The organism is Micromonospora sp. NPDC127501, from assembly GCF_040302185.1.
Taxonomy (GTDB): domain Bacteria; phylum Actinomycetota; class Actinomycetes; order Mycobacteriales; family Micromonosporaceae; genus Micromonospora.
The window spans coordinates 110,558-134,686 of sequence record NZ_JBEORJ010000009.1 but is presented as its reverse complement, the minus strand read 5'-3'; the positions used below and the strand labels follow the sequence as shown (position 1 = coordinate 134,686).

Sequence of the window (24,129 nt, the reverse complement as noted above, 5' to 3'; positions counted from 1 at the left end):
TGTCGATGGGGAGCGCATGACCGCAGTACCGTCCGCCGAACCCGGCCGCACCGATCCGGGCGGCGGCACCCGCCGGCCCCGGGCCGTCGCGATTCTCGCCGGAGTCGCCCTGGTGGCCCTGCTGGCCGACCTGGTCACCAAGCACCTCGCGCTGGCCGCGCTGACCGACCGGGAGCCGGTCCGGCTGCTCGGCGGGTTCGTCTACCTGAGCCTGACCCGCAACAGCGGCGCGGCCTGGAGCATCGGTGCGGACCACACCTGGGTCTTTCCACTGATCACCATCGGTGTGGTCGGCTGGATCGTCTGGATGGCACTGCGGCTGCGCTCGCTGCCCTGGGCGATCTCGCTCGGCCTGGTGCTCGGTGGCGCGTTGGGCAACCTCGTCGACCGGATCTTCCGGGCGCCGTCCCCGTTCCACGGGCACGTGGTCGACATGATCAGCCTCTTCGACCCGTACGGTCAGGTCTGGCCGGTGTTCAACCTGGCCGACAGTTCGCTGGTCTGCGGCGTGCTGCTGGCCGTCCTGTTGGAGCTGACCGGCCGCCAGCGTGACGGCCGGCGGGCGGGGCGCGACGGCGACCCGGCCACGACGGACGCCGCCGCGCCGGGCGCCGAGCAGCGGGAGCGGGCATGACCTCCGCGTTCGCCGCTGGCGGCGACCACCGTTCCCTTCCCGTTCCGGACGGCCTCGACGGCATGCGCCTGGACCAGGCCGTGTCCCGCCTGTTCGGGCTCTCCCGCACCGCCGCCGCGGCCCTGGTCGATGCCGGGGACGCGCTGGTCGACGGCTCCGCCCGGCCCAACTCGCACAAGGTCAAGGCCGGCTCCTGGCTGGACGTCACGCTGCCCGCCCCTGTCGCACCGCCGACTGTGGTGCCACAGGCGGTGCCCGGCCTGCGGGTCGTCTACGCCGACGACGACATCGTCGTGGTCGACAAGCCGGTCGGGGTGGCCGCGCACCCGAGCCCCGGGTGGACCGGCCCGACGGTGATCGGCGCGCTCGCCGCGATCGGGCACCGCATCTCCACCAGTGGCGCCGCCGAGCGCCAGGGCGTGGTGCACCGGCTCGACGTGGGCACCACCGGGATCATGGTGGTGGCCAAGAGCGAGCAGGCGTACACGGCGTTGAAGCGGGCCTTCAAGTACCGCGAGGTCGACAAGGGCTACCACGCGGTGGTGCAGGGCCACCTGGACCCGCTGCGGGGAACCGTCGACGCGCCGATCGACAGGCACCCCACCCACGACTACCGCTGGGCGGTGGTCTCCGGCGGCAAGCCGAGCATCACCCACTACGACACCCTGGAGGCGTTCCCGGCGGCGAGCCTGGTCGACGTCCGGTTGGAGACCGGCCGGACGCACCAGATCCGGGTGCACTTCTCCACCCTGCGGCACCCCTGTGTGGGTGACCTCACCTACGGCGCAGATCCCACCCTCTCGGCCCGTCTCGGCCTGGCCCGACAGTGGCTGCACGCCCGCGAACTGAGCTTTTTGCACCCCCGAACGGGGGACGAGGTCCGGTTCGTCAGCGACTACCCTGACGACCTGGACCGTGCGCTTCAGATCCTGCGTGACTGAGCGGCGACCGCCCGACACCGTTCCACAGAGGGGATCCCGCCCGTGCGCGCCGGCAACCTGCTGCGGCAGCTGGACCAGCGGTTGCTGCCGCCGCTGACCCGGGCCGTGGCCCGGCTGGGCGACCGGTCGGCGCGCTCCGGCGTGCTCAGCTGGGCCGCGGTGCTCTCCGCGGCGGCGGTGCTGGGCACCGCCGTCTGGGCCGTCGACGACACTCCGGTCGGTGACCGGACGGTCGGCGAGGTGACCCGGGTCGGCGTTGCCGACGGCGACTCCGTCCCCGGCTACCTACGGTCGGCCGCGGCCGACCTGGCCGCGCTGCCCGCGTCCGCCCCGGCCGCCGAGGACGGGACGTACGCGCTGGTCACGCTCGACGCCTACCTGCCTCCGCAGCGGCTGGCGACGGTGCTCGGCGACGTCGGGGTCTCGACCGTCTTCGGGCGGGTACCGCTGCCCGGCCGGCAGACCGAGATCGTCAAGATCCCCGCGCTGCGGGTGCCCGACGACGTGGTCGCCGGAATGGAACAGGTGGCGGCCCGCAAGGAGGCCGAGGCCGCCGACTATCGGGCCAGGGCCGCCGCGGTCGACGGCGACGGGGTGGGCGAGCGGGAGTTGCGGGAGCAGTACGCCAGCGGCGCCGAGGTGGCCGCCGCCGAGGCGGCCGCGTACCGCACCGGCTGCGCCTGCGTCTACGCGGCGGTGGTTCGCGCGACGCCGGTGGCGCTGCGCGGTGTGGCGGCCCGGCCCGATGTTCGGGCGGTCGACCCCGCCCCCGAGGTGTACCGGCTGGACCGGACGGTCTTCACGCCGCCCCTGCCCGAGCAGCGTGACGTGGTGCGTCCGCCGGTCGACACCGGGCCGAGCCCCGCACCGACGCAGTCCGAGCGGCCGGCGCCGGTGATCAGCGCACCGGCGCCGTCGGCCCCCGTGGGCGAATCGTCGGAACCTGCACCAGTCGTGACCATTCCGTCACCCGAGCCGTCGAAGCCGGAGCCCACCGAGTCGACGCCGCCGAGTGTCACCACCTCGCCGGACGCCACCCTCGCCGAGCCGTCGCCGCCATCGCCGTCGTCGTGATCTGCGCCGGCTGGTGTGCGCTCTGAGGTGTGGTCCGAATAGGGTTGGGTTCGTAGCCTGTCAGACAGAGATCGATGGCGCTGGGAGGGCGGGCCGTGGAGGGCAGTGAGACCGGCTGGGGCCGGCCGGCCGAACCAGCGCCGCGGTGGCGCGCGCTGTTGGACCGTGCCCGGCTGGGCGGTCGCGGCGCGGAGCAGACCGAGCCGGAGCGGCGCGGCGAGGAACCGCCGCCGGACCCGCTGCCACGGCGTGCGGCCCCCAACGGCTACGCCGGGCGGGCACCCGCCATCGGGCATCCGGCCGACCTGTCGTACGGCGCCGAGCCCGGTTACCGGGCCGAGGCGACCTACCGCGTCGACCCCGCGTACCGGGCCGAGCCGGACTACCGGGCCGAGCCCGCGTACCGGACCGAGCCGGGTTATCGGGCCGAGCCGGACTATCGAGCGGAGCCGGCGTACCGGACCGAGCAGCCGGACTACCGCGCTGACCCCGGCTACCGGGCCGAGCCGGGCTACCGCGCTGACCCCGGCTACCGGGCCGAGCCGGGCTACCGGGCCGAGCCGGGCTACCGGGCTGAGCCGGACTACCTCGCCACGCCCGGCTACCGGGCCGAGCCGGACTACCGTGCCGACCCGGGTCATCGGGCCGAGCCGGACTACCGTGCCGAACCGACGTACCGGGCCGAGCCCGGGCCGCCGGCACGCGGCGCCGACCCGGTCCCGTCGCGCTACGCGTTGCTGGACAACGGCTACCCACCGGTGGAATCGCGGTACGCCCTGCTGGAGACCGGCTACCAGCCGGAGACCGGCTACCCGGCCGCCGCGCCACCGCCCCCGCCGGTCGCCCCACCGCCCGCCGTGCCGGTCACACCGCCCGTCCCGCCACCGCCCACCCCGGCCGTCGGCTCGGCGGTCGCCGAACCTGCCTACCCGGCCCGGATCGAGTGGCGCCCACCGGCCGTCGACCAGGAGCAGGAGCGCGCCAACGGGGTGCTCCAACGCGACCTGGGCACGCCCCGGGTGTTCGCCTTCGCCAACCCCAAGGGCGGGGTGCACAAGACGACCGCCACCGTGCTCGCCGCGGCGACTGTCGGCAGCGTCCGCGGCAAGGGCGTGCTGGCCTGGGACGACAACGAGCTGCGCGGCACCCTCGGCCTGCGCGCCGGCAGCGCCCGGCACGCCCGGACGATCCGACACCTGATCAGCGACCTGGCCCAGATCGAGATCCTCGAGGACGCGACCCTGCTGGACCGGCTGGACGACTACCTGCGGCACGCCTCCGACGGCTCGTACGACGTGCTGGCCGGCGAGGAGAGCCCGCGCTTCGCCCAGCGACTGGACCAGTTCACCGTCCGACGGGTGCTGGAGCTGCTGCGGCGCACCCACGACGTGGTCTGCGTGGACACCGGCAACAACGTGGAGAGCCCCAACTGGCGCACGGTGATGCAGGCCGCCGACCAGCTGGTGGTGACCACCGTGCCCCGGGAGGACGCGGCGTTCAGCGCGGACTGGATGCTCGACCTGCTGCACGAGGAGGGCATGGGCGAGTTGGCGGACAACGCGATCACCCTCATCTCCTGCCCGACCCCGGGTCGCTCGGCGCTCCAGGACGACCTGGAGCGGCACTTCGCCACCCGTACCCGGGGCGTGGCCGTCGTGCCGTACGACCCGGCCCTGGAGACCGGGTCGTCGATCGAGTACCACCAGCTCCAGCCGGAGACCCGGCAGGCGTGGCTGCGGGCCGCGGCGATGATGGTGGAGCCGTTCGCCCGGTGAGCTGCTCTGCCGCCACCGGAGCCCCGGCCGCGCACCGGGCCTGAGAGGATCATCGGGTGAGCCCGGACAACCCCGACCGTGAGCGGCCCGTCGACGAGCCCGACCAACCCGCGCCACCCGGTACGCCGGACGCGAGACCGCCGGAGGTCGACCCGCCGGCCGGGACAGCGCCGGGCGAGTCCGGTCCGGGCTCACTGCCGGCTTCGGCGGCGTACCAGAGCTCGCTGGAGCTTCGGTTCGACGAACCGCGTCGTCCGCTGCGTACCCTCGCGACGGTGCTGGGCGCCGTGCTCGCGTTGGCCGCGCTGGGTGTGCCGCTCGGGCTGCTCTGGGCCGCGCTCGCGCCGGACACCCCGGTGCTCAAGACCGCCGAGGGGGCGATCTACGCCGAGCCGCAACCGGAGCAGCCGATCGCCGCCGACGGCTGGTTCAGCCTGCTCGGGCTCGCCTTCGGGCTGCTCGTGGCGCTCGCCCTGTGGTTCGTGCTGCGTCGGCGGCGCGGCCCGGTCGGGTTGCTCGCCGCGGTGCTCGGCACCCTGGTCGCCGCGCCGGTGGCCTGGCAGGTGGGACGGCGGATCGGTCTGGCCACCTTCGACCGGCTGCTGGCGACCGCCCCGGCCGGGCAGGCCTTCAGCAAACCCGCCGACCTGCGGGCCGGTGGAGTGGACTGGCTGCTCGGCGTGCTGCCGGTGCCGCACGGCAACCTGCTGCTGCCGGCGTTCGGGGCCGCGGTCATGTACACCCTGCTGGCCGGCTGGTCGCGGTGGCCGGGGCTACGCCCGGAGCCCGAGCCGGGGGAGTTCAGTTGGGTGTCGGCGGGGACGCCAGCTCCGACAGCGGCACCGGAACCGCCCGCACCTGACGCAGCAGAGCCGCCTCGCGGTTGAGCAACCGCAGCTCGGCGCGGAGCCGGGAGGCGGTGTCGTCGATCGCCAGCAGCCGTTGCCGGTCGTCGACGGTGAGCGCCGCGGTCGCCGCCACCAGGTGCGAGAGCACAGTCGGGTCCTCCGGCAGCTGCTCGGAGATCTCCTCCGGGTCGGAGCGGATCAGGCCGAGGTACTGCCGGAACACCGCGATCACCCGGGCGGCCAGCAGATCGGCCACCTCGTCCGGGCCGCCCGGGTCGGGCAGCCACTCGACGTCGGCGGTCAGGTAGGGCTCAGCGCTGTCGTCGACCTCGGCGATGCGGAACCGACGCCGACCGACCGTGACGATGTCGAAACCACCGTCGGTCAACTCGGTCACCTGGCGCAGCTCGGCGGTGCAGCCCACCTCGTGCAGCGTCACCTCGCCGACGCTCGACGTGGCCGGGGCGGCGGCGGGACCGGCGGGCGCGACCTCCCAGCCGGCCTGGATGGCCACCACGCCGAACTCGCGCGGGGCACCCTCGGGCAGGCCGACCAGGTGTCGGACCAGCGCCCGGTAGCGCTCCTCGAAGATGTGCAGCGGCAGCACCAACCCGGGAAAGAGCACCGTTGCGAGCGGGAACACCGGCAGCCGTGCGGTCACATGGTCGAGCCTAACCAATCTCGGCACCGGGGGCGTGGCCCGGCTCACCGTCCCGGCGGACGGGCGGCTCGGGTGCACGTCGGGTCGGCCGCCTAGACTCGCAAGGGTGCTGAATCGGATCGACCTGCGCGACGGTCTCGGTGACCCGCGCCGCCTGCTGCCCCGTGCCCAGCTCGACGTGTCCGTCGCCGTCGAGCGCATCCGGCCCCTGGTGGAGGCGGTCCGTGAGCATGGGTACCCAGCGATCCAGGAGGCGAGCGTCCGGTTCGACGGCATCTCCCCGGAGGTGCTGCGGGTGCCGGTCGAGGCGATCACCGAGGCGGAGGGGGTGCTCGACCCGGCGGTGCGTTCCGCGCTGCTGGAGTCCATCGCCCGGGCCCGTCGGGTGCACGCCGACCAGCGGCGCACCGACCACACCACGAAGGTGGTGCCCGGCGGCACGGTCACCGAGCGGTGGCTGCCGGTCGACCGGGTCGGCCTCTACGTGCCCGGTGGCCTGGCGATGTACCCGTCGACAGTGGTGATGAACGTGGTGCCCGCCCAGGCGGCCGGGGTGCGCTCGCTGGTGGTGGTCAGCCCGCCGCAGAAGGACAACGGCGGCCTGCCCGATCCCCGGGTGCTCGCCGCGTGCGCGCTGCTCGGCGTCGACGAGGTGTACGCCGTGGGCGGGGCCCAGGCGGTGGCGATGCTGGCGTACGGCGCCGCGGTGGACCCGGCGGGTGAGCTGCGGTGCGACCCGGTCGACCTGATCACCGGCCCCGGCAACATCTGGGTGACCGCCGCCAAGCGGCTGCTGCGCGGCGTGGTCGGCATCGACGCCGAGGCCGGGCCGACCGAGATCGCCATCCTGGCCGACGACACCGCCGACCCGGCGCACGTGGCCGCCGACCTGATCAGTCAGGCCGAGCACGATCCGCTGGCCGCGAGCGTGCTGGTCACGCCGTCGGTGGCGCTGGTCGAGGCGGTCGAGGCGGAGTTGGCCCGGCAGGTGCCGGCGACCAAGCACACCGAGCGGGTCACCACGGCGCTGACCGGTGAGCAGAGCGGCGTGGTCCTGGTCGACGACCTCGAGGCGGGGCTGCGGGTGGTCGACGCGTACGCGGCCGAGCACCTGGAGATCCAGACGGTGGACGCCCGGGAGTGGGCGCTGCGGGTCCGCAACGCCGGGGCGATCTTCGTGGGCGCCTGGTCGCCGGTGTCGCTCGGCGACTACTGCGCCGGCTCCAACCACGTGCTGCCCACCGGCGGCTGCGCCCGGCACTCCTCCGGCCTGTCCGTGCAGTCCTTCCTGCGCGGCGTGCACCTGATCGAATACACCGAGGCCGCGCTGCGCGAGGTGGCCCCGCACGTGGTCACCCTGGCCAACGTGGAGGACCTGCCCGCGCACGGCCAGGCGGTCCAGGCCCGTTTCCCGGGAGGGTCAGCGTGACCAGCCTGGACGATCTGCCGATCCGGGCCGACCTGCGGGGGCTGTCGCCGTACGGGGCTCCGCAGTTGGACGTGCCGGTGCGGCTCAACACCAACGAGAATTCCCACCCGGTGCCGGAGCCGGTGGTCGAGGCGATCGGCAAGGCGCTCGCGGCCGAGCTGCGCGAGCTGAACCGCTACCCGGACCGGGACGCGGTGACGCTCCGCGCCGACCTGGCCGAATATCTGGGGCACGGGCTCACCGTCGAGCAGGTGTGGGCGGCCAATGGCTCCAACGAGATCCAGCAGCAGCTGCTCCAGGCGTTCGGCGGGCCGGGGCGCAGCGCGCTCGGCTTCGTTCCGGCGTACTCGATGCACCCGCTGCTGGCCCTCGGCACCAGCACCCGGTGGGTGCCCGCCGCCCGCGGCGTCGACTTCGGGTTGACCGCCGAGGAGGCGGTCGCCCAGGTCCGCGAGCACCGGCCGGACGTGGTCTTCCTCTGCTCGCCGAACAACCCCACCGGTACGGCACTGGACCCGGCGGTGATCGCCGCGGTGCTCGACGTCGCGCCCGGCATGGTGGTCGTCGACGAGGCGTACGCCGAGTTCGCCCGACCTGGGACGGTCAGCGCCCTCGCGGTGCTGCCCGGCCACCCGCGGCTGGTGGTCACCCGGACGATGAGCAAGGCGTTCGGCTTCGCCGGTGGCCGGCTGGGTTACCTGGCCGCCGACCCGGCGGTGGTGCGGGCGGTGCAGCTCGTCCGTTTGCCGTACCATCTCTCCGCGCTCACCCAGGCCGCCGCACGCGCGGCGGTGGCCCACCGCGACGCCCTTCTCGGTACGGTGAGCGCGATCATGGCGCAGCGGGACCGGATCGTGGCGACGCTGCGCGAGCGGGGGTTGCGGGTCGCCGACAGCGACGCCAACTTCGTGCTCTTCGAGGTGGGCGGCGACCAGACCGTAGTCTGGAACGCCCTGCTGGCGCAGGGGGTGCTGGTCCGTGACGTCGGCCTGCCCGGCTGGCTGCGGGTGACCGCCGGCACCGCCGCCGAGACCGACGCCTTCCTTTCTGCAATGGAGACTTCGCAATGAGTCGGACCGCCCGGGTGGAACGGATCACCAAGGAGACCAAGGTCCTCGTCGAGATCGATCTCGACGGCACCGGTGCCGCCGAGATCAGCACCGGCGTCGGCTTCTACGACCACATGTTGCACCAGATCGCCCGGCACGGCGGCTTCGACCTGACCGTGCGCACCGTGGGTGACCTGGAGATCGACGCCCACCACACGATCGAGGACACCGCGCTCGCCCTGGGTGCGGCGTTCGACCAGGCACTGGGCGACAAGGCCGGCATCCGGCGGTACGGCTCGGCGACCGTGCCGATGGACGAGGTGCTGGTCCGGGCCGCGGTGGACCTCTCCGGTCGGCCGTACGTGGTGCACGACGAGCCGGTGCTCGCCCCCTACATCGGGCCGGTGTACGCGACCAGCATGACCCGGCACATCTGGGAGTCCTTCGGCCAGGCGGCCCGGGTCACGCTGCACGTCGACGTGCTGCGGGCGGCCCGTCCGGGTGGTCACCCGGACGCGCACCACGTGGTGGAGGCGCAGTTCAAGGCGGTCTCCCGCGCGTTGCGCGAGGCCACCTCGATCGACCCGCGTTCCGCCGGAGCGATCCCGAGCACGAAGGGCGCGCTCTGATGGGTGCCGCGTTGCCGACGTTGCTGCTGATTCTGGCCGGGGTGCTGGTGGGCGGCACCTGGTCGCTCTACCGGCAGGGCGCACCGAAGGCCGCTGTGCTGATCACTGCGGCGCTCGCGGTGCTCGCCACGGTCGCCGGGGTGCTACGGCTGCTGCCGGAGAACGGGTGATCGGGGTGGCGACATGAGTGACGTGGTGGTGCTCGACTACGGCTCGGGCAATCTGCGCTCGGCGGAGCGGGCGCTGGCCGCCGCCGGAGCGGACGTCCGGGTGACCGACGATCTGGGCGCGGCGGCCGCCGCCGATGGTCTGGTGGTGCCGGGTGTGGGCGCGTACGCGGCGTGCATGGCGGGCATCGAGGCGCTGGGCGCCGGCCCGGTGATCGCCGAACGGGTGGCTGCTGGCCGGCCGGTGCTCGGCATCTGCGTGGGCATGCAGGTGCTCTTCGAGCACGGTGACGAGCACGGCGTGGTGACCAAGGGGCTGGGGCTGCTGCCCGGCGGAGTGACCCGGCTGGCCGCCACCCGGTTGCCGCACATGGGCTGGAACACGGTCCGGGCTCCGCGGGAGTCGGTGCTGTTCGCCGGGTTGACGGAGCAGAGCCGGTTCTACTTCGTCCACTCGTACGCGATGGGCGACCCGGCGGCGTTGGCCGCTGCCGGTGCCACGGTGACCACCGCCCACCACGACACGGATTTCGTCGCGGCGGTGGAGCGTGGTTCGTTGTCGGCGGCCCAGTTCCACCCGGAGAAGTCCGCCGACACCGGTGCCGCGCTGCTGCGCAACTGGCTCGCCACGTTGCCCAGCGGTGACTGAGCACCGTCGCGCGGTGCCCGAGCGGCGGGCGTCGCGGTGAGCCGGGAGCGCGCCCGCCGGCGGGCGGAGCGGGAGGCGGAGCAGGCCCGGGAGCGGGCGGTCCGGCAGCGCCAGGTCGCCCGGCGGCAGCGCCGTCGCGCGGTGGTCCGTAGCTTGACGCCTCGGCTGCGGCGGGGTCGTTCCGGGCGGCTGGCCCGGCACACTCGGGGTGAGCGGGCCGCGATCGTGCTGCTCACCGGCGCGGCGTTGATCCTGATCTGGACCTTCGTCGACAACCTGGCGTTGCGTATCGCGCTGATCGTGCTCTTGCTGCTCGTACTGCCGGCGATCGTGGTGATCGCCCTGGACCGTCGTACCTGATCGAGGAGAAGACCTTGAGCCTCACCCTGTTACCCGCCGTGGATGTCGCTGACGGCCGGGCTGTCCGGCTCGTGCAGGGCGCCGTCGGAAGCGAGAGCAACTACGGCGAGCCGTTGGACGCGGCGCTGGCCTGGCAGCAGGACGGCGCGGAGTGGATCCACCTTGTCGACCTGGACGCGGCGTTCGGCCGGGGCACCAACGCGCACCTGCTCGCGGAGGTGGTGCGCCAGCTGGACGTGAAGGTGGAGCTCTCCGGGGGCATCCGTGACGACGAGTCGCTGCGCGCGGCGCTGGGCACCGGAGCGGCCCGGGTGAACATCGGGACCGCCGCCCTGGAGGACCCGGTCTGGTGTGACCGGGTGGTCGCGGAGTACGGCGACCGGGTGGCCATCGGGCTGGACGTGCGGGGCCACACCCTGTCGGCGCGGGGTTGGACCCGCGACGGTGGTGACCTGTACGAGGTGCTGGAGCGGTTGGACAAGGCGGGCGCGAGCCGGTACGTGGTCACCGACATCACCAAGGACGGCACGATGCGCGGGCCGAACCTGGATCTGCTGCGCGAGGTGTGTGCGCGTACGGACCGGCCGGTGATCGCCTCGGGCGGGGTGTCCACCCTGGACGACCTGCGGGCGTTGGCGACCCTGGAGTCGGCCGGGGTGGAGGGCGTGATCGCCGGCAAGGCGCTCTACGCGGGTGCCTTCACTGTGGCCGAGGCGCTGCGGACGCTGGCCGAGGCGTGACGGCGACCCGGCTGGGGTCGGGCGGCCCGTGGGAACAGCGCTACGGGTACTCCCGGGTGGTCCGGGCCGGTGAGCGGGCCTGGACGGCCGGTTGCACGGCGACGGTGGACGGCCGGGTGGTGCACGTCGGTGACGCGGCCGCGCAGACCGCGCAGGCGCTGCGGATCGGGCTGGCCGCGCTGGCCGAGGTGGGTGCGGAGCCGGGTGATGTGGTCCGGACCAGGATGTACGTGACGGACCGGCTGCACGCCGACGAGGTGGGCCGGGCGCACAACGCGGTCTTCGGCGCGGTCCGGCCGGCGGCCACCCTGGTGGTGGTGGCCGGTCTGCTGGACCCGGAGCACCTGGTCGAGGTGGAGTTGGAGGCGTACCTCGGCGATCGCTGAGGTACCCGCCCAGGCGGCCTGCCGGGCCGCCCGCGCCCCGATAAGTTGTGCACAACTTAATTGTGGGCTACGGTTCAACGGTGACCGATGACCTGGTGCTGCGCCGGCAGGTGTGCTTCGCGCTCTACGCCGCGTCGCGCGCACTGACCGACGTCTACCGGCCGATCCTCGACGAGATCGGGCTGACCTACCCGCAGTACCTGGTGCTGCTGGTGCTCTGGGAGCGTCCCGACGACGCCCCCACGGTGTCCGAGTTGGGCGCCGAGCTGCGGCTGGACTCCGGCACGCTCTCCCCGCTGCTCAAGCGGCTGGAAGGGGCGGGCCTGGTGGTGCGGCGGCGGTCGGCCCGCGACGAGCGGCGGGTCGAGGTGGGCCTCACCGAGCAGGGCCGGGCGCTGCGCGAGCGGGTCTGCGATGTCCCACTGCGGATCGCGCAGGCCACCGGGCTGGGCTTCGACGAGCTCGTCGCGCTGCGCGACACCCTCACCCGGGTCACCGACACCATCCACCGACAGAAGGAGCAGTGACCACCATGCAGGTTGTCTACACCGCGTCCGCGACCGCCACCGGCGACGGCCGGGACGGCCACGTCGAGACCTCCGACGGCACGTTCACCCTCGACCTGGCAGTGCCGAAGGAGATGGGCGGCGCCGGTGGCGCGGCCAACCCCGAGCAGCTCTTCGCCGCCGGTTACGCGGCCTGCTTCCACAGCGCGCTTCGACTGGTGGCCCGCCGGGCCAAGGCCGACGTGACCGGTTCCGTGGTCGGCGCCGAGGTGGGCATCGGTCCGAACGGCAGCGGCGGCTTCGGGCTCACCGTGCAGCTCGTCGTCGACCTGCCCGCCGCGCCCCGCGAGGTCGCCGAGCAGATCGTCGAGCAGGCCCACCAGGTCTGCCCGTACTCGAACGCCACCCGTGGCAACGTCGACGTCACCCTGACCGTCCGCGAGACCCTGTCCGCGTGACCTCGCGGCCCCAGGCCCCCATCCGCGGACGAGAGGACGACCACCCCGTGACCAGCAACCGCGAGATCCACCTGGCCGGCCGCCCCCAGGGCTGGCCCACCGAAGACATCTTCCGGCTCGTCGAGACCGAGGTTCCGACACCCGGACCGGGCCAGATCGTGGTCCGCAACCAGTACATGTCCGTCGACCCGTACATGCGGGGACGGATGAACGACGTCAAGTCGTACGTGCCGCCGTTCGCGCTCGACGCGCCGCTCGACGGTGCCGCGATCGGTGAGGTGGTGGCCAGCGAGGCGGCCGACGTCGCCGTCGGGACCACCGTCCTGCACGGGCTGGGCTGGCGGGAGTACGCGCTGCTCGACGCCGCAGCGGCCCGCCCCGTCGACCCGAGCATCGCCCCGGTCAGCGCGTACCTGAGCGTGCTCGGCATGACCGGGTTGACCGCGTACGCCGGTCTGCTGGAGGTGGCCGCGATGAAGCCCGGCGAGACGGTCTTCGTCTCCGCCGCGGCCGGCGCGGTGGGCAGCCTGGTCGGCCAGATCGCCAAGCTCAAGGGCGCCGGCCGGGTGATCGGCAGTGCCGGCTCGCCGGCCAAGGTCGAGCGGCTGCGGGCGCTGGGCTTCGACGCCGCCTTCGACTACCACGACGGGCCGGTCCGTGAGTCGCTGCGGGCGGCCGCCCCGGACGGTGTCGACGTCTACTTCGACAACGTCGGCGGTGATCACCTGGAGGCCGCGATCTCGGCCATGAACCTGCACGGCCGGGCCGCGATCTGCGGCATGATCTCGCAGTACAACGCCACCGAACCGCCGGCCGCGCCGCGCAACCTGGCGCTGGTCATCGGCAAGCGGCTCACCCTGCGCGGCTTCCTGGTCAACGACCACAACGACGTGCGGGCGGCGTTCGTGCGCGACGTCTCGGGCTGGCTGCGCGACGGCACGCTGTCCTACGACGAGACGATCGTGGACGGCATCGAGAACGCGCCGGCCGCGTTCCTCGGCCTGCTGCGCGGCGACAACCTCGGCAAGATGCTCGTCCGCGTGTGACGCAGACCTCTCTCGCGGCGGTCGACCCGATCGGGTCGACCGCCGCGCCGCGTGCGGAGGATAGGCTCGCGGCATGACGGTGGCGGTACGGGTGATCCCCTGTCTGGACGTGGACGCCGGGCGGGTGGTCAAGGGGGTCAACTTCCTCGACCTGCGTGACGCCGGCGATCCGGTGGAGCTGGCCGCCGCGTACGACCGGGCCGGCGCGGACGAGTTGACGTTCCTCGACGTCACCGCGTCCTCCAGCGACCGGGGCACCATGCTCGACGTGGTGCGCCGCACCGCCGAGTCGGTGTTCATCCCGCTGACCGTCGGCGGTGGGGTCCGGCAGGTCGCCGACGTGGACACGCTGCTGCGCGCCGGTGCGGACAAGGTCGGCGTGAACACCGCGGCCATCGCCCGTCCGGAGCTGATCGCCGAGATCGCCGACCGGTTCGGCCGGCAGGTGCTCGTGCTCTCCCTCGACGTGCGGCGCTCGCCGGACGGCGGCACGCCCAGCGGCTTCGAGGTCACCACCCACGGGGGTCGGCGCGGCACCGGCATCGACGCCGTGTGGTGGGCGCACCGGGGCGCCGAGTTGGGCGCGGGGGAGATCCTGCTCAACTCGATGGACGCCGACGGCACCAAGGCGGGCTTCGACCTGGAGCTGATCGCCGCGGTGCGCGCGGTGGTGGACGTGCCGGTGGTGGCCAGTGGAGGCGCTGGCGAGGTGGCCCACTTTCCGCCCGCGGTCGGCGCCGGCGCGGACGCGGTGCTCGCCGCCAGCGTCTTCCACTTCGGCGAGCTGACCGTCGCCGAGGTCAAGGACGCGCTGCGCCTCGGCGGCCATCCGGTGCGCTGAGCAGCTCAGCGCTCGCCGGAGTGCCCCTCCGGTGACCGTCGTGGGGTGGGAATCGAACGGACCGCGTACTCCTGGACGGCGGCCGCGTGGTCGGCCTCGTCCAGGATCCAGTCCGCGCTGCCGGGCGCGTGCCGGCGGGTCAACACTCCCTGCACGGTGTCCACCATGGTCGCCACACCGGCGCGGGGGCGGGTACGCCACAGCTGCTCACCCTCGGTGGTGATCCGGAACCAGCCGTCGGCGACGCTGACCAGCCCGGCGCCGACCAGCCGCTGGACCGCGGCCTCCACCTCGTGCCGCTGCGGAATCGCGTGGTTGAGGTGATCGGCGGTGGAGAGCACGTCGGTCAGGCGGACGCCCTCCGGCCGCCGGCTTGTCGCCGACCGGCGGTGCCGTCCGGCCCCGCTCGCGATGACGAGCGACACGAAGATCCAGGCGTCGTTCCAGCGCCAACCGTTCTCCCCCATGCAGAGATGATGACGGCGCGCGTCGCGGAAGGGAACACCCACCCGCCAACCGGTGGGCGGCACCACCGCCACGTACCGGTTCGCGGACGGTCGGTGAGGGTTCAGCCGGTCGGGGTGGCGGGCGCGGGGTTGCCCGGCGGGGGCGCGGCGCTGTCCGGCGCGGTGCCCTCCGGCACGGCGAACAGTGGGATGAAGAACTGGGCCAACGGGCCGATGGCCAGCGCGTACGCGACGGTGCCCACGCCGACCTTGCCGCCGAGCCACCAGCCCAGGGCCAGCACGGTGACCTCGATGACGGTGCGCACCAGCCGGATCGACCGGCCGGGCCGGCGGGCCACGTACCCGGTCATCAGGCCGTCGCGGGGGCCGGGGCCCAGCTGGGCGCCGAGGTAGAGAGCGGTGGCGGCGCCGTTGGCGACGATGCCGGTGACCAGCATCGCGATCTGGACGCTGAGCGGACCACCCGCGGGTAGCAGGGCCAGTGTGGCGTCCACGACCAGGCCGATCACCACGACGTTGCTGACCGTGCCGAGGCCGGGCCGCTGCCGCAGCGGGATCCAGAGCAGCAGGACCAGCGCGCCGACGCCGATGGTGACAGTGCCGAAGGAGAGCCCGGTCAGCTCGGAGAGCCCCTGGTGGAACACGTCCCACGGGTCGAGGCCCAGTTGGGAGCGGATCATCAGGGCCATGCTGACGCCGTAGAGCGTGAGCCCGAGGTAGAGCTGGACCAACCGTCGAACCGGCCGGTGCCGCAGATTGCCAAGCAGTGCCATGCATGCCACCCTAGGTGCCAATCCTCGTCGAGGAAGAAGCCAATATCCGAGGAGTGGCTATGACCGGGCAGGTGCGGGGCGTCCAATTGGCCCGTCTGCTCGGGCAGTGGCACGCCCTGCCGGGCCGCCGCCGCAGCCCCGACTACGCCGCGCTTGCCGGCTCGGTGCGCGGGCTGCTCGCCGACGGCCGGCTGCCGCTGGGCGTCCGCCTCCCGGCCGAACGGGAGCTGGCCGAGGCGCTGCGGATCAGCCGGACCACTGTCACCGCCGCCTACCGGCAGCTACGCGAGACCGGGCACCTGGCCAGCCGTCGGGGCGCCGGCAGTTGGACGATGCTGCCCGGCAACCACCGGGTGGCCAGCACCGGCCTGTGGACCCCGCTGGACGACCGGGAGATGCTCGACCTCGGCGTCGCCGCGCTGGCCGCACCGCCGCAACTGCTGTCGGCCGCGCGGGCCGCCGCCGAGGACCTGCCCCGCTACCTGAGCGGGGCCGGCTACCACCCGACCGGCATCATCGAGCTGCGTGAGGCGGTGGCCGACGCGTACACCGCCCGGGGTCTGCCCACCTCGGCCGACCAGATCATGGTCACCAGCGGCACCCAGCACGCACTGGATCTGGTGCTGCGGCTCGCCCTGGCCCCGGGCGGCACCGTGCTGGTCGAGTCCCCGACCTACCCCAACGCCCTCGCCGCGCTCGCCGGCCGGCGGGCCCGGATCAGCACCCACGGGCTGGCCGCCGACGCCGGCTGGGAGCCCGACCTGCTGCTGGGCACTCTCCGACAGACCCGGCCCAAGCTGGCCTACCTGATTCCGGAGTTCCAGAACCCGACGGGGCACCTGATGCCCGCCTCGCTGCGCGAGCGCGTGGTGGCCGCCGCGCACGCGGTCGGCACCGATCTGATCATCGACGAGTCCTTCGTGGACCTGTCGTTGGACGGCACCGAGGTGCCACCCCCGGTCGCCACCTACGACCGGCACAGCCGGGTGGTCAGCATCGGCGGCATGAGCAAGCCCTACTGGGGTGGCCTGCGGATCGGCTGGGTGCGCGCGTCCGCGCCGCAGGTGCAGCGGCTGGCCGCCGTGCGGGTCGGAGTCGACATGGCCAGCCCGGTGCTGGACCAACTGGTCGCTGTGCACCTGCTCGCCGACGCCGAGGCCATCGTCGCCGACCGCCGCGTCCAGTTGGCCGTCCAGCGTGACGCCCTGCTCGGCGCGCTGGCCCACCAACTGCCGGAGTGGCGGGTCAGCGTGCCACGGGGTGGCGTGACGCTCTGGGCCGAGTTGGACGGCCCGGTCTCGAGCGCGCTGGCCCGGGCCGCGGAGGAGGTCGGCGTACGGCTGGCCCCGGGGCCCCGGTTCGGCCTGGACGGCACCCTGGAGCGCTTCCTGCGGCTGCCCTTCACCCTGCCCGCGGCGGACCTCGTGGAGGCCGTCGGGCGGATCGCGGCGATCCGCTACGACCTGGACCGGGCCGGCCGCCAGCGGTGGCGGGAGCCAGCCGTCATCGCCTGAGCCAGCGCCGAACACACCATCGGCATCCGCCGGCACCGTTATGCCGGGAACATGTCATTCGACCTGGTTCGGCTGCCACACTCTCCTGGTGGGCCAGGGTGGCGGGACACGCGGGGTCCGCCGGAGTGCGCCGGGCTCGCGGGCGACCCCGCTGGAACTCTTCTACGACCTGGTCTTCGTCTTCGCCTTTCTGCACGTCACCACGGCCACCGCCGGCAATCCGACCGCCCGGGGCCTGGTCCAGTGCCTGGTGCTGCTGGCCCTGCTCTGGTGGTGCTGGTCGGGGTTCGCCGTGCTGGGCAACCTGATCCGTACCGACCAGGGCATCGTCCCGGCGGTCGGCTTCGTCACCATCGCCGCCGCCTTCGTGCTGGCGCTGAGTCTGCCGAAGGCGTTCGTCGACCGTCCCGGCGGGCTGTTCGGTCCGCTGGTCTTCGCAGCCTGCTACTTCGTGGTCCGGGTGAGCGAGAGTGTGATCTTCCTGTGGATCGGCCGCCGGAACCGCGACGTGCGTCGACGCTGGCAGTTGCTCGCACTGCCGGCGTTCGTGGCCACGAGCCTCATCGTGGTCGCCGGGTTGCTGCCGCAGCGGCTCTTCGACGGAACGGCCGAGTCGGTGGCCCGGCTGCTGTGCTGGCTCGCGGCCCTTGGCGTGGAGTACGGGGCCGGGCTGGCGCTGCGGGGCACCGGGTGGACGGTGCTCTCCGCCGGGCACTGGGCGGAGCGGCACGGTCAGATCGTCCTGGTCGCCCTCGGCGAGGCGATCATCGCGCTCGGGTTCAGTCCCGGCGAAACCGCCGGTCTGCCGCTGACCTGGCCGGTGCTGTTCGCTGCGGTGCTCGGCATCGCGGTGGCCGCCGCGATGTGGTGGGCGTACTTCGACACCCTGGCGCTCGGCATGGAACAGACCCTGCACCGCACCCGCGACCCGGACGCGCGCGCCATCCTGGCCCGGAACGCCTACAGCTACCTGCACCTGCCGGTCATCGCCGGCGTCATCCTGTTCGCGCTCGGACTCAAGGGGTTGATCCACGAAGGCGCCGATCCCACCACACCGAGCTGGGGAATTCCGCTGCCGAGCTTCGACCTGCTGGCGCTCTACGGTGGGGTCGCGCTCTACCTGCTCGCGCTCATCGTGCTCGGCCGGCGGATGCTCGGCGCCCCCCGCTGGCCCACCATCGGCGGGATCCTGCTGCTGATTGCGCTGGCGCCGGTTGCCGGGTCGCTACCCGAGCTGATCGCCTTGACCATGTTGGCCCTGGCCACGGCGGTGGCGGTGGCGGCGCAGACGGTCGTCGACTCCCGGCGCCGGGCCGGGGTCCGCGAGGTGGCGCTGGCGGAGCAGTTCGCCGCGGAGGAGGAGCAGACGAGGTGGCGGGGTCACCACCTGTGAGGGCCCCGTACCGGCTTCCTCGCCGGCACGGGACCCCCGGTCGGCTCAGAGTTCGGCGAGGGTGCCGGCGTACATCTTGTCGATCTCGGCGGAGAAGTTGCTCTCCACCCCACGCCGCTTGATCTTCAACGACGGGGTGATCTCGCCGTCCTCGATCGTCAGGTCGCGCGGCAGGATGGCCACCTTCTTGATCGTCTCCCAGCGGTTGAGCTTGGCGTTGAGCTGGGCGACGTACTCCTCGACCATCGTCTGGGCCTCGGCCGAGGCGACGATCTCGGTGTAGCTGCGTCCTTCGAGGGGGCCGCCGGCGACCCAGCCCCGGATGGCGTCCGGGTCCAGGGTGACCAGCATCGTGCAGAAGTTGCGGGCCTGACCGACGACGACCGCCTGCGAGGTGTACGGGCAGATGGCCTTGAACATCCCCTCGATGTGCGACGGCGCGATGTACTTGCCGCCCGAGGTCTTGACCAGGTCCTTCTTGCGGTCGGTGATGCGGAGGTAGCCCTGCTCGTCCAGGGTGCCGATGTCACCGGTACGGAAGAAGCCGTCCTCGGTGAACGAGGCTGCGGTCTCCTCCGGCAGGTTGTGGTAGCCGCGCATCACCGGCCGGCCCCGTACCAGGATCTCGCCGTCGGTGTCGATCTTGCACTCCAGGTCGCCCATCGCCCGGCCCACAGTGCCGATCCGCAGCCCAGCCGGCGGGTTGACGAAGTTGCCGGCGCTGGTCTCGGTCAGGCCGTAGCCCTCGGAGATCGGCAGGTTCGCGGCGGCGAAGAAGGTGGCGATCTCCGGGCTGAGCGGCGCGGCGCCGGAGACCAGCACCCGCATCCGGCCGCCCAGGCGGGCCTGGAGCTTGCTGAACACCAGCTTCTCGGCCAGCCCGTAGCGCAGCTTCAGCCCGGCCGGCACCGGCTTGCCGGCCTGCTCCAGGGTGACCTTCTCCTTGCCGACGCCGACGGCCCAGCCGAAGATCTTCGCCTTCGCGCCGCCAGCGCCCTGCGCGGTGGTCACGGCCTTGTTGTAGACCTTCTCGAACACCCGGGGAGCGCCGCACATCAGCGTCGGACGGATGACCGAGAGGAGGTCGACCAGCTTGTCCACCCGCCCGTCGACGTAGGTGGGCAGGCCGACGTGGATGGCGCCGCAGAGCAGGGTCTTGCCGAACGAGTGGGCCAGCGGCAGCCACAGGTACTGCAGGTCGTCGTCGCGCAGCAGCCCGACCTCCGCCTGCGCCACGGCCTCCCAGCACCAGCCGCCGTGCAGCAGCTCGACGCCCTTGGGCTGGCCGGTGGTGCCGGAGGTGTAGATCAGGGTGGCCAGGTGGTCCGGGCCGATGCCGGCCACCAGCATGTCGATCAGCTCCGGCTCGGCGGCCAGCGCCTGGGTGCCGCGCTCCTCCAGGTCGGCGAGAGTCAACTGCGCGATCGCGGCGTTCGGGTCGGCGGCGCCGTCGAGGAGCACCACGTGGGTGAGCGCGGGCAGGGACGCCCCGGCGATCTTCGCCGCCTGGGCCGGGTTCTCCGCGAACAGCACCTTCGACCCGGAGTCGCTGATGATGTACGTCGCGTCGGCCGGCTCGGTGGTCGGGTAGACGGTGGTGGTCGCGCCGCCGGCGCACATGATGCCGAGGTCGGCGATCACCCATTCCAGTCGGGTGTTGGCGAGGATCGCGACCGGGTCCTCCTGACCGACGCCCAGGCCGTGCAGGCCGGCGGCGACCGCCTTGGCGCGCTGGCCGACCTGCGCCCAGGTCAGCCAGACGGGTCCCGAGTCATCGGAGTTCGGGGAAGCGAACGCGTTCCGGTCGGGGGTGGCCGCCACGCGCTTGAGGAACATGTCCGGGATGGAGCGGTACGGTACATCGAGAGCCATCGCTGTAGCCGCCTTCGGGGGTGGTGGCGTGACGGTCGTCACGTCATGATGGTTACCGAAGAGTATTGCCTGTTGCCGTGCATCGGCTAGCCCTGGTGATCGTCCGGCCGGCCCATCCCACCAACCGGTACGGCCGATCAGGCGTACCGGGCAGCCACCACTGACCAGTCGTAGGTGGCCCGGACCCAGTTGCGCCGCGCGGCCAGGGCGTCCCGGATCCCGTCGTCGCCGGCGGCGCGCAGCGCCTCCTCCGCGTCCAGGTACGTCGCCAACCCCTGGTTGAACCGGTGTGCCGCACTCCGCAGCGCTGTCGCCTCGTCCGCGTCGCTGTCCTGGGCGAGCACCGTGACCAGGTTGTGCGCGTCCGGGTCGACCTGGCTCTCCTTGCCGTAGGAGAAGAGGTCGTTGCACCAACAGACCAGGTCCACCGCCAGCAGGTCCAGGGCGACCAACCCCGGATTGGCGCGCTCGGCCGGCCCGGAGGGCCGCGGCGACGCCAGGTCGGTCAGGGTGAGGCAGGGGTGCACGCCGCCGATGTGCCGGCGTAGCTGCACGTACTCCGTCACCTCGGGCACGCGCCGACGTTCCCGGTTGCCCGCCTCCCAGAGCAGCGCCAACAGGTACTCGCGCATCTGGCTGACGAACCGCAGCAGCAGCCCGGCGTGATCGTGCAGTCGGGTCCGGCGGCAGAGGTCGTGCAGCGCGTCACCCAGTGGCCCGACGGCGGGCGGTACGACGTACGGGTCACCGCAGCGGTCCAGCACGTCGAGCAGGGTGCTGATCGCCGGGCCCAGTCGGACCGGGTCGGCGCCGAGGCCGTCCTCGTCGCAGGCGTCGTCCATCACGAAGAGCCAGCTGATCAGGTCGGTGAGCAGCCGCAGGCCCTCCACCGAGCCGTCCGGGCAGGCGCGGCCGGCCAGCCCAGCTGCGTCAGCCCGTTCCAGCCGGTGCACGCGCTGGCTGGAATCGACCAGCCCGAACGTGCGCGCCCACTCGATGCTCTCACCTGCCACCTGGTCCGTGGCTCCGTGGCGCCCGGTGGGAAACGGGGGTTCCCGCAGCGCCGAAATCGCGAAGTCCCGCACAGTGTGCCCCCACTCTGTGCCGCCCGGCGCAGAGCGGCGCGGTGAAGCGTACGGGAGGAGGTATCAGCGTGTTTCGCTGGGTGTGGGAAATTGCACAGTCATTCAGTGACCGTTTATGTACAGGCAGTCACATGCCCAGGTCGGCGGCGCGCAGCCGCCGAGCCGCCTCCGCCGAGCCGTTCAGTTGGACCCGGGCCACCCGTTGCCGGCCGGAGAAGAACAACACCAGCTCGGCCGGGGCGCCGACCAGGCGCAGTGGCTCGCCACCGCGACCGAGGGAAACCTCACCGTGGCCGGGCGCCTGCACGTAGAGGTCGGCCGGAAAACGCCGCAGTGCCAGCCGGGCCATCGGGGCCGCGCGTTTCCAGAGCGCGCTCTGCAGGCCGGTGGACAGATCGCGGGGCTGCCACCCGGAGCCGGCCCGCCGGACGTCCTCGTGATGGATGAAGAACTCCATCGTGTTGGCCAACTCGTCGGTCAGCGGGTTGCTGACCGGGCTCCACAGCGGCGGTCGGCGCACCTGTGCCACCAACTCGGGGTAGGGCCGTGCGGCGAGTCGCCGACGGACCCGCTCGGAATAGCCGCGCAGCGGCGGCAGCACGATCCCACCCGCCGCGTCCGGACGGCGTTCCCGCAGCACCAGATGCGCGGCGAGGTCACGGGTCGCCCAGCCCTCGTTGATGGTCGGGGCGTCCGGCCCGAGGGCCAGTAGAAGATCGGCCAGCGCCTCGCGCTCGGCTCGGGCGTACCGCGGCATGGCCCGATCGTAGGCCCGGTGGCCCGTCGGCGCGCGACAGCGGACGCCGGTCGGCGCCGGTGGCACGCCGCCGTCCGGTACGTGATGGTCGACATATCCAGTCAGGGTCGGCGGCACTGGCCCCGACCGGTAAGGATGAGGGAGATAATTGCGGCTTACGGCGGGGGAGAGCGTGGCGAGCAAGACAAGTCGGGACGTTCTCAGTCGAGGGCTGGGCGTCCTGCGGCAGGCGATCCGTGAGCAGCCGCGGATCTTCGCGGTGGCGGTCGTCGGCAGCGTGCTCTTCGGCGGGATGATCATTGTCAGCGCCCGGGTCGTCGGGTCGGTCATCGGTGAGGTGGCGCTTCCGGCCATCGAGCGCGGCGAGGTGGGCGCCGGCACCCTGGCACTGGCCGCGGCCGCGTTGTTCGGGATCAGCGTGCTGCGGGTCGCGGGCATCTTCGGCCGCCGGCTCGGCGCCGGCTACATGCAGTACCGCCTCCAGGCCTCCTACCGCCGCCGGGTGACTCGTCGGTACCTGGAGCTGCCGCTGTCCTGGCACCACCGCAACTCCACCGGCACCCTGCTGTCCAACGCCAACTCCGACGTGGAGGCGGCCTGGTACCCGATCGCGCCGCTGCCGTTCGCCGTCGGCACGTTGGTGATGCTGGTCGGCGCGATCGTGTCGCTCTTCGCGACCGACTGGGCGCTCGCCCTGGTCGGGCTCGCGGTCTTCCCCGCGCTGTTCGCGCTCAACGTCGTCTACTCCCGCCGGATGGCCCCCCGGCAGGCCCGGGCGCAGCGCCTGCGCGCCGAGGTCAGCGGCATCGCCCACGAGAGCTTCGACGGCGCCCTGGTGGTCAAGACGATGGGTCGCGAGGCCCAGGAGACCGCCCGGTTCGCGGGCCGCGCCGGTGAGCTGCGCGACTCGCTGATCGCGGTCGGCCGGCTGCGCGGGATCTTCGACCCGCTGCTGGAGACGCTGCCCAGCCTCGGCACCCTGGCCGTACTGGTGGTCGGGGCGTTCCGGCTGCGCCAGGGCGCGATCAGCGTGACCGAGCTGGTCAGCGTGGCCTTCCTCTTCACCGTGCTGGCCTTCCCGGTACGGGCCATCGGTTGGGTGCTGGCCGAGCTGCCGCGCAGCGTCGCCGGCTGGGACCGGGTGCGCCGGGTGCTCGACGCCACCGGCGAGATGCCGTACGGGCAGCGGGTGCTCGACCCTGCCGGCGCCGGCCCGGCCACCCTCACCTTCACCGACGTGCACTACTCCTACCCGCCGGCCGAAGCGCACCCGCCCGGCGCGCAGGTCCTCGGCGAGGTCGGCTTCACGGTGCCGTCCGGTAAGACGGTGGCCCTGGTCGGGCCGACCGGCGCCGGCAAGTCCACCATCGCCTCGCTGGCGGTGCGCCTCGTCGACCCGGACTCCGGCACGGTGAGCCTGGACGGCGTGGACGTGCGCGAGCTGACCTCCGCGTCGTTGGCCGGCACGGTGGCCCTGGTCGCCCAGGTGCCCTTCATCTTCGACGACACGGTCCGCGCCAACATCGCCCTCGACCGGCCCGGGGTCGACGACGAGGTGGTCTGGGCGGCGCTGCGGCTGGCCGAGGCGGACGGGTTCGTCGCCGCGCTACCGGAAGGTCTGGACACCATGGTCGGGGAGCGGGGCACCTCGCTCTCCGGCGGTCAGCGGCAGCGGCTCACCCTGGCCCGCGCGCTGGCCGGTCGACCGCGCCTGCTGGTGCTCGACGACGCGACAAGCGCGGTCGATCCTCGAGTGGAGGCGGCCATCCTGGCGGGGCTGCGATCGTCGACCAGGCAGGCGGGAGTTCCGGCCGCGTCGATCCTGGTGGTGGCGTACCGCCGGGCCACCATCGCGCTCGCCGACGAGGTCATCTACGTGGAGCAGGGACGGGTGGTCGCCCGGGGCACCCACAGCGAGTTGTTGGCCACTGTGCCCGGCTACGTCGACCTGGTCACCGCCTACGAGCAGGCCGAGGTGGAGCGGGCGCAGGAAAGTTCCTACGGCGACGACGTGGCGCCGCTGCCGTCGGGCCTGGAGATCGAGGTGGATCGGTGAGCGCGAGGAGTGCAGCGCA

26 protein-coding genes are annotated in these 24,129 nt (G+C 73.0%); 20 read left to right on the top strand and 6 right to left on the bottom strand.

The annotated features are described in order from the left end of the window. Positions 1–16 precede the first annotated feature (16 nt). From lspA to ABTW72_RS21230, 5 genes are all read left to right on the top strand, one after another. Complete coding sequence (lspA, locus tag ABTW72_RS21250; RefSeq protein ID WP_124854349.1) at positions 17–634, top strand: signal peptidase II; 618 nt, start codon at positions 17–19, stop codon at positions 632–634. Then, positions 631–1,575 (top strand): RluA family pseudouridine synthase, encoded by a 945-nt coding sequence (locus ABTW72_RS21245; RefSeq protein WP_091407730.1) that lies wholly within the window; start codon positions 631–633, stop codon positions 1,573–1,575. The genes lspA and ABTW72_RS21245 overlap by 4 nt, the downstream gene beginning before the upstream one ends. Positions 1,576–1,617: 42 nt before the next feature. Beyond that, positions 1,618–2,649: a hypothetical protein gene (locus tag ABTW72_RS21240; protein ID WP_350861204.1), complete on the top strand. Its 1,032-nt coding sequence runs from the start codon at positions 1,618–1,620 to the stop codon at positions 2,647–2,649. 95 nt (positions 2,650–2,744) lie between these two features. Further along, positions 2,745–4,424, top strand: coding sequence for a MinD/ParA family ATP-binding protein (locus ABTW72_RS21235; RefSeq protein WP_350861202.1), 1,680 nt, complete (start codon positions 2,745–2,747; stop codon positions 4,422–4,424). Between the two features lie 56 nt (positions 4,425–4,480). Continuing rightward, a complete protein-coding gene (locus ABTW72_RS21230; protein WP_350861200.1) occupies positions 4,481–5,311 on the top strand; it encodes a DUF2567 domain-containing protein in 831 nt (276 codons plus the stop codon). Here ABTW72_RS21230 and ABTW72_RS21225 read toward each other — a convergent pair. Next, a complete protein-coding gene (locus tag ABTW72_RS21225; RefSeq protein ID WP_350861198.1) occupies positions 5,226–5,933 on the bottom strand; it encodes an LON peptidase substrate-binding domain-containing protein in 708 nt (235 codons plus the stop codon). The genes ABTW72_RS21230 and ABTW72_RS21225 overlap by 86 nt on opposite strands. 106 nt (positions 5,934–6,039) lie before the next feature. Between ABTW72_RS21225 and hisD the strand changes: the two genes are divergently transcribed. The 12 genes from hisD to hisF all read left to right on the top strand — a co-directional run bounded on the left by hisD (position 6,040) and on the right by hisF (position 14,193). Then, positions 6,040–7,362, top strand: coding sequence for a histidinol dehydrogenase (hisD, locus tag ABTW72_RS21220; RefSeq protein ID WP_350861196.1), 1,323 nt, complete (start codon positions 6,040–6,042; stop codon positions 7,360–7,362). Continuing rightward, complete coding sequence (locus ABTW72_RS21215) at positions 7,359–8,432, top strand: histidinol-phosphate transaminase (RefSeq protein WP_350861194.1); 1,074 nt, start codon at positions 7,359–7,361, stop codon at positions 8,430–8,432. Before hisD ends, ABTW72_RS21215 begins: the two co-directional genes overlap by 4 nt. Next, the gene (gene hisB / locus ABTW72_RS21210; protein ID WP_030334475.1) at positions 8,429–9,040 is read left to right on the top strand and encodes an imidazoleglycerol-phosphate dehydratase HisB; all 612 of its coding nucleotides are present in this window, start codon (positions 8,429–8,431) and stop codon (positions 9,038–9,040) included. The genes ABTW72_RS21215 and hisB overlap by 4 nt, the downstream gene beginning before the upstream one ends. After that, positions 9,040–9,210, top strand: a complete 171-nt coding sequence (locus ABTW72_RS21205; protein ID WP_167362522.1) for a CG2302 family histidine operon protein — start codon at positions 9,040–9,042, stop codon at positions 9,208–9,210. The genes hisB and ABTW72_RS21205 overlap by 1 nt, the downstream gene beginning before the upstream one ends. 13 nt (positions 9,211–9,223) lie before the next feature. Next, a complete protein-coding gene (hisH, locus tag ABTW72_RS21200; protein WP_350861191.1) occupies positions 9,224–9,856 on the top strand; it encodes an imidazole glycerol phosphate synthase subunit HisH in 633 nt (210 codons plus the stop codon). Positions 9,857–9,892: 36 nt separating this feature from the next. Then, positions 9,893–10,216 (top strand): hypothetical protein, encoded by a 324-nt coding sequence (locus tag ABTW72_RS21195; protein ID WP_091407752.1) that lies wholly within the window; start codon positions 9,893–9,895, stop codon positions 10,214–10,216. Between the two features lie 14 nt (positions 10,217–10,230). Then, positions 10,231–10,956: a bifunctional 1-(5-phosphoribosyl)-5-((5-phosphoribosylamino)methylideneamino)imidazole-4-carboxamide isomerase/phosphoribosylanthranilate isomerase PriA gene (priA, locus tag ABTW72_RS21190; protein ID WP_350861189.1), complete on the top strand. Its 726-nt coding sequence runs from the start codon at positions 10,231–10,233 to the stop codon at positions 10,954–10,956. After that, positions 10,953–11,342 carry a RidA family protein gene (locus ABTW72_RS21185; RefSeq protein WP_350861187.1) on the top strand — a complete coding sequence of 130 codons (390 nt, stop codon included), beginning with the start codon at positions 10,953–10,955 and terminating at the stop codon, positions 11,340–11,342. The genes priA and ABTW72_RS21185 overlap by 4 nt, the downstream gene beginning before the upstream one ends. A gap of 80 nt (positions 11,343–11,422) precedes the next feature. Further along, positions 11,423–11,869 carry a MarR family winged helix-turn-helix transcriptional regulator gene (locus tag ABTW72_RS21180; protein ID WP_350861185.1) on the top strand — a complete coding sequence of 149 codons (447 nt, stop codon included), beginning with the start codon at positions 11,423–11,425 and terminating at the stop codon, positions 11,867–11,869. Between the two features lie 5 nt (positions 11,870–11,874). Beyond that, a complete protein-coding gene (locus ABTW72_RS21175) occupies positions 11,875–12,306 on the top strand; it encodes an organic hydroperoxide resistance protein (protein WP_274531454.1) in 432 nt (143 codons plus the stop codon). Positions 12,307–12,353: 47 nt separating this feature from the next. Next, positions 12,354–13,352, top strand: a complete 999-nt coding sequence (locus ABTW72_RS21170; protein WP_350861183.1) for an NADP-dependent oxidoreductase — start codon at positions 12,354–12,356, stop codon at positions 13,350–13,352. Positions 13,353–13,425: 73 nt separating this feature from the next. After that, positions 13,426–14,193, top strand: a complete 768-nt coding sequence (hisF, locus tag ABTW72_RS21165; protein ID WP_350861181.1) for an imidazole glycerol phosphate synthase subunit HisF — start codon at positions 13,426–13,428, stop codon at positions 14,191–14,193. Positions 14,194–14,198: 5 nt separating this feature from the next. Here hisF and ABTW72_RS21160 read toward each other — a convergent pair whose 3' ends face one another. Both ABTW72_RS21160 and yczE read right to left on the bottom strand, forming a co-directional pair. Then, the gene (locus ABTW72_RS21160) at positions 14,199–14,660 is read right to left on the bottom strand and encodes a hypothetical protein (protein WP_350861179.1); all 462 of its coding nucleotides are present in this window, start codon (positions 14,658–14,660) and stop codon (positions 14,199–14,201) included. 101 nt (positions 14,661–14,761) lie between these two features. Then, positions 14,762–15,433, bottom strand: a complete 672-nt coding sequence (gene yczE / locus ABTW72_RS21155; protein WP_350861177.1) for a membrane protein YczE — start codon at positions 15,431–15,433, stop codon at positions 14,762–14,764. A gap of 59 nt (positions 15,434–15,492) precedes the next feature. Between yczE and yczR the strand changes: the two genes are divergently transcribed. Together yczR and ABTW72_RS21145 are read left to right on the top strand one after the other, a co-directional pair. Then, on the top strand, positions 15,493–16,947 hold the full coding sequence (gene yczR / locus ABTW72_RS21150) for a MocR-like transcription factor YczR (protein ID WP_350861175.1): 1,455 nt from the start codon (positions 15,493–15,495) through the stop codon (positions 16,945–16,947). 88 nt (positions 16,948–17,035) lie between these two features. After that, the gene (locus ABTW72_RS21145) at positions 17,036–18,340 is read left to right on the top strand and encodes a low temperature requirement protein A (RefSeq protein WP_350861173.1); all 1,305 of its coding nucleotides are present in this window, start codon (positions 17,036–17,038) and stop codon (positions 18,338–18,340) included. Between the two features lie 45 nt (positions 18,341–18,385). Here the strand turns inward: ABTW72_RS21145 and ABTW72_RS21140 are convergent, their stop codons facing one another. The 3 genes from ABTW72_RS21140 to ABTW72_RS21130 all read right to left on the bottom strand — a co-directional run bounded on the left by ABTW72_RS21140 (position 18,386) and on the right by ABTW72_RS21130 (position 22,054). Further along, positions 18,386–20,212: an AMP-dependent synthetase/ligase gene (locus ABTW72_RS21140; protein ID WP_350861171.1), complete on the bottom strand. Its 1,827-nt coding sequence runs from the start codon at positions 20,210–20,212 to the stop codon at positions 18,386–18,388. Between the two features lie 137 nt (positions 20,213–20,349). Then, positions 20,350–21,225: a terpene synthase family protein gene (locus ABTW72_RS21135; protein WP_350861169.1), complete on the bottom strand. Its 876-nt coding sequence runs from the start codon at positions 21,223–21,225 to the stop codon at positions 20,350–20,352. A 199-nt stretch (positions 21,226–21,424) separates the two neighbouring features. After that, positions 21,425–22,054, bottom strand: a complete 630-nt coding sequence (locus ABTW72_RS21130) for a TIGR03085 family metal-binding protein (protein WP_350861167.1) — start codon at positions 22,052–22,054, stop codon at positions 21,425–21,427. A 172-nt stretch (positions 22,055–22,226) separates the two neighbouring features. On the opposite strand from ABTW72_RS21130, the gene ABTW72_RS21125 reads away from it, so the two are divergent. Next, positions 22,227–24,110: an ABC transporter ATP-binding protein gene (locus ABTW72_RS21125; RefSeq protein ID WP_350861165.1), complete on the top strand. Its 1,884-nt coding sequence runs from the start codon at positions 22,227–22,229 to the stop codon at positions 24,108–24,110. The last annotated feature ends 19 nt before the right edge of the window (positions 24,111–24,129 follow it).

What these genes read in the sequence shown, in the direction of transcription:
- lspA (WP_124854349.1), top strand. Translation starts at nt 17, where the DNA reads ATGACCGCAGTACCGTCCGCCGAACCCGGCCGCACCGATCCGGGCGGC.
- ABTW72_RS21245 (WP_091407730.1), top strand. Translation starts at nt 631, where the DNA reads ATGACCTCCGCGTTCGCCGCTGGCGGCGACCACCGTTCCCTTCCCGTT.
- hisB (WP_030334475.1), top strand. Translation starts at nt 8,429, where the DNA reads ATGAGTCGGACCGCCCGGGTGGAACGGATCACCAAGGAGACCAAGGTC.
- ABTW72_RS21205 (WP_167362522.1), top strand. Translation starts at nt 9,040, where the DNA reads ATGGGTGCCGCGTTGCCGACGTTGCTGCTGATTCTGGCCGGGGTGCTG.
- hisH (WP_350861191.1), top strand. Translation starts at nt 9,224, where the DNA reads ATGAGTGACGTGGTGGTGCTCGACTACGGCTCGGGCAATCTGCGCTCG.
- ABTW72_RS21175 (WP_274531454.1), top strand. Translation starts at nt 11,875, where the DNA reads ATGCAGGTTGTCTACACCGCGTCCGCGACCGCCACCGGCGACGGCCGG.
- hisF (WP_350861181.1), top strand. Translation starts at nt 13,426, where the DNA reads ATGACGGTGGCGGTACGGGTGATCCCCTGTCTGGACGTGGACGCCGGG.
- ABTW72_RS21160 (WP_350861179.1), bottom strand. Translation starts at nt 14,660, where the DNA reads ATGGGGGAGAACGGTTGGCGCTGGAACGACGCCTGGATCTTCGTGTCG.
- yczE (WP_350861177.1), bottom strand. Translation starts at nt 15,433, where the DNA reads ATGGCACTGCTTGGCAATCTGCGGCACCGGCCGGTTCGACGGTTGGTC.
- yczR (WP_350861175.1), top strand. Translation starts at nt 15,493, where the DNA reads ATGACCGGGCAGGTGCGGGGCGTCCAATTGGCCCGTCTGCTCGGGCAG.
- ABTW72_RS21140 (WP_350861171.1), bottom strand. Translation starts at nt 20,212, where the DNA reads ATGGCTCTCGATGTACCGTACCGCTCCATCCCGGACATGTTCCTCAAG.
- ABTW72_RS21130 (WP_350861167.1), bottom strand. Translation starts at nt 22,054, where the DNA reads ATGCCGCGGTACGCCCGAGCCGAGCGCGAGGCGCTGGCCGATCTTCTA.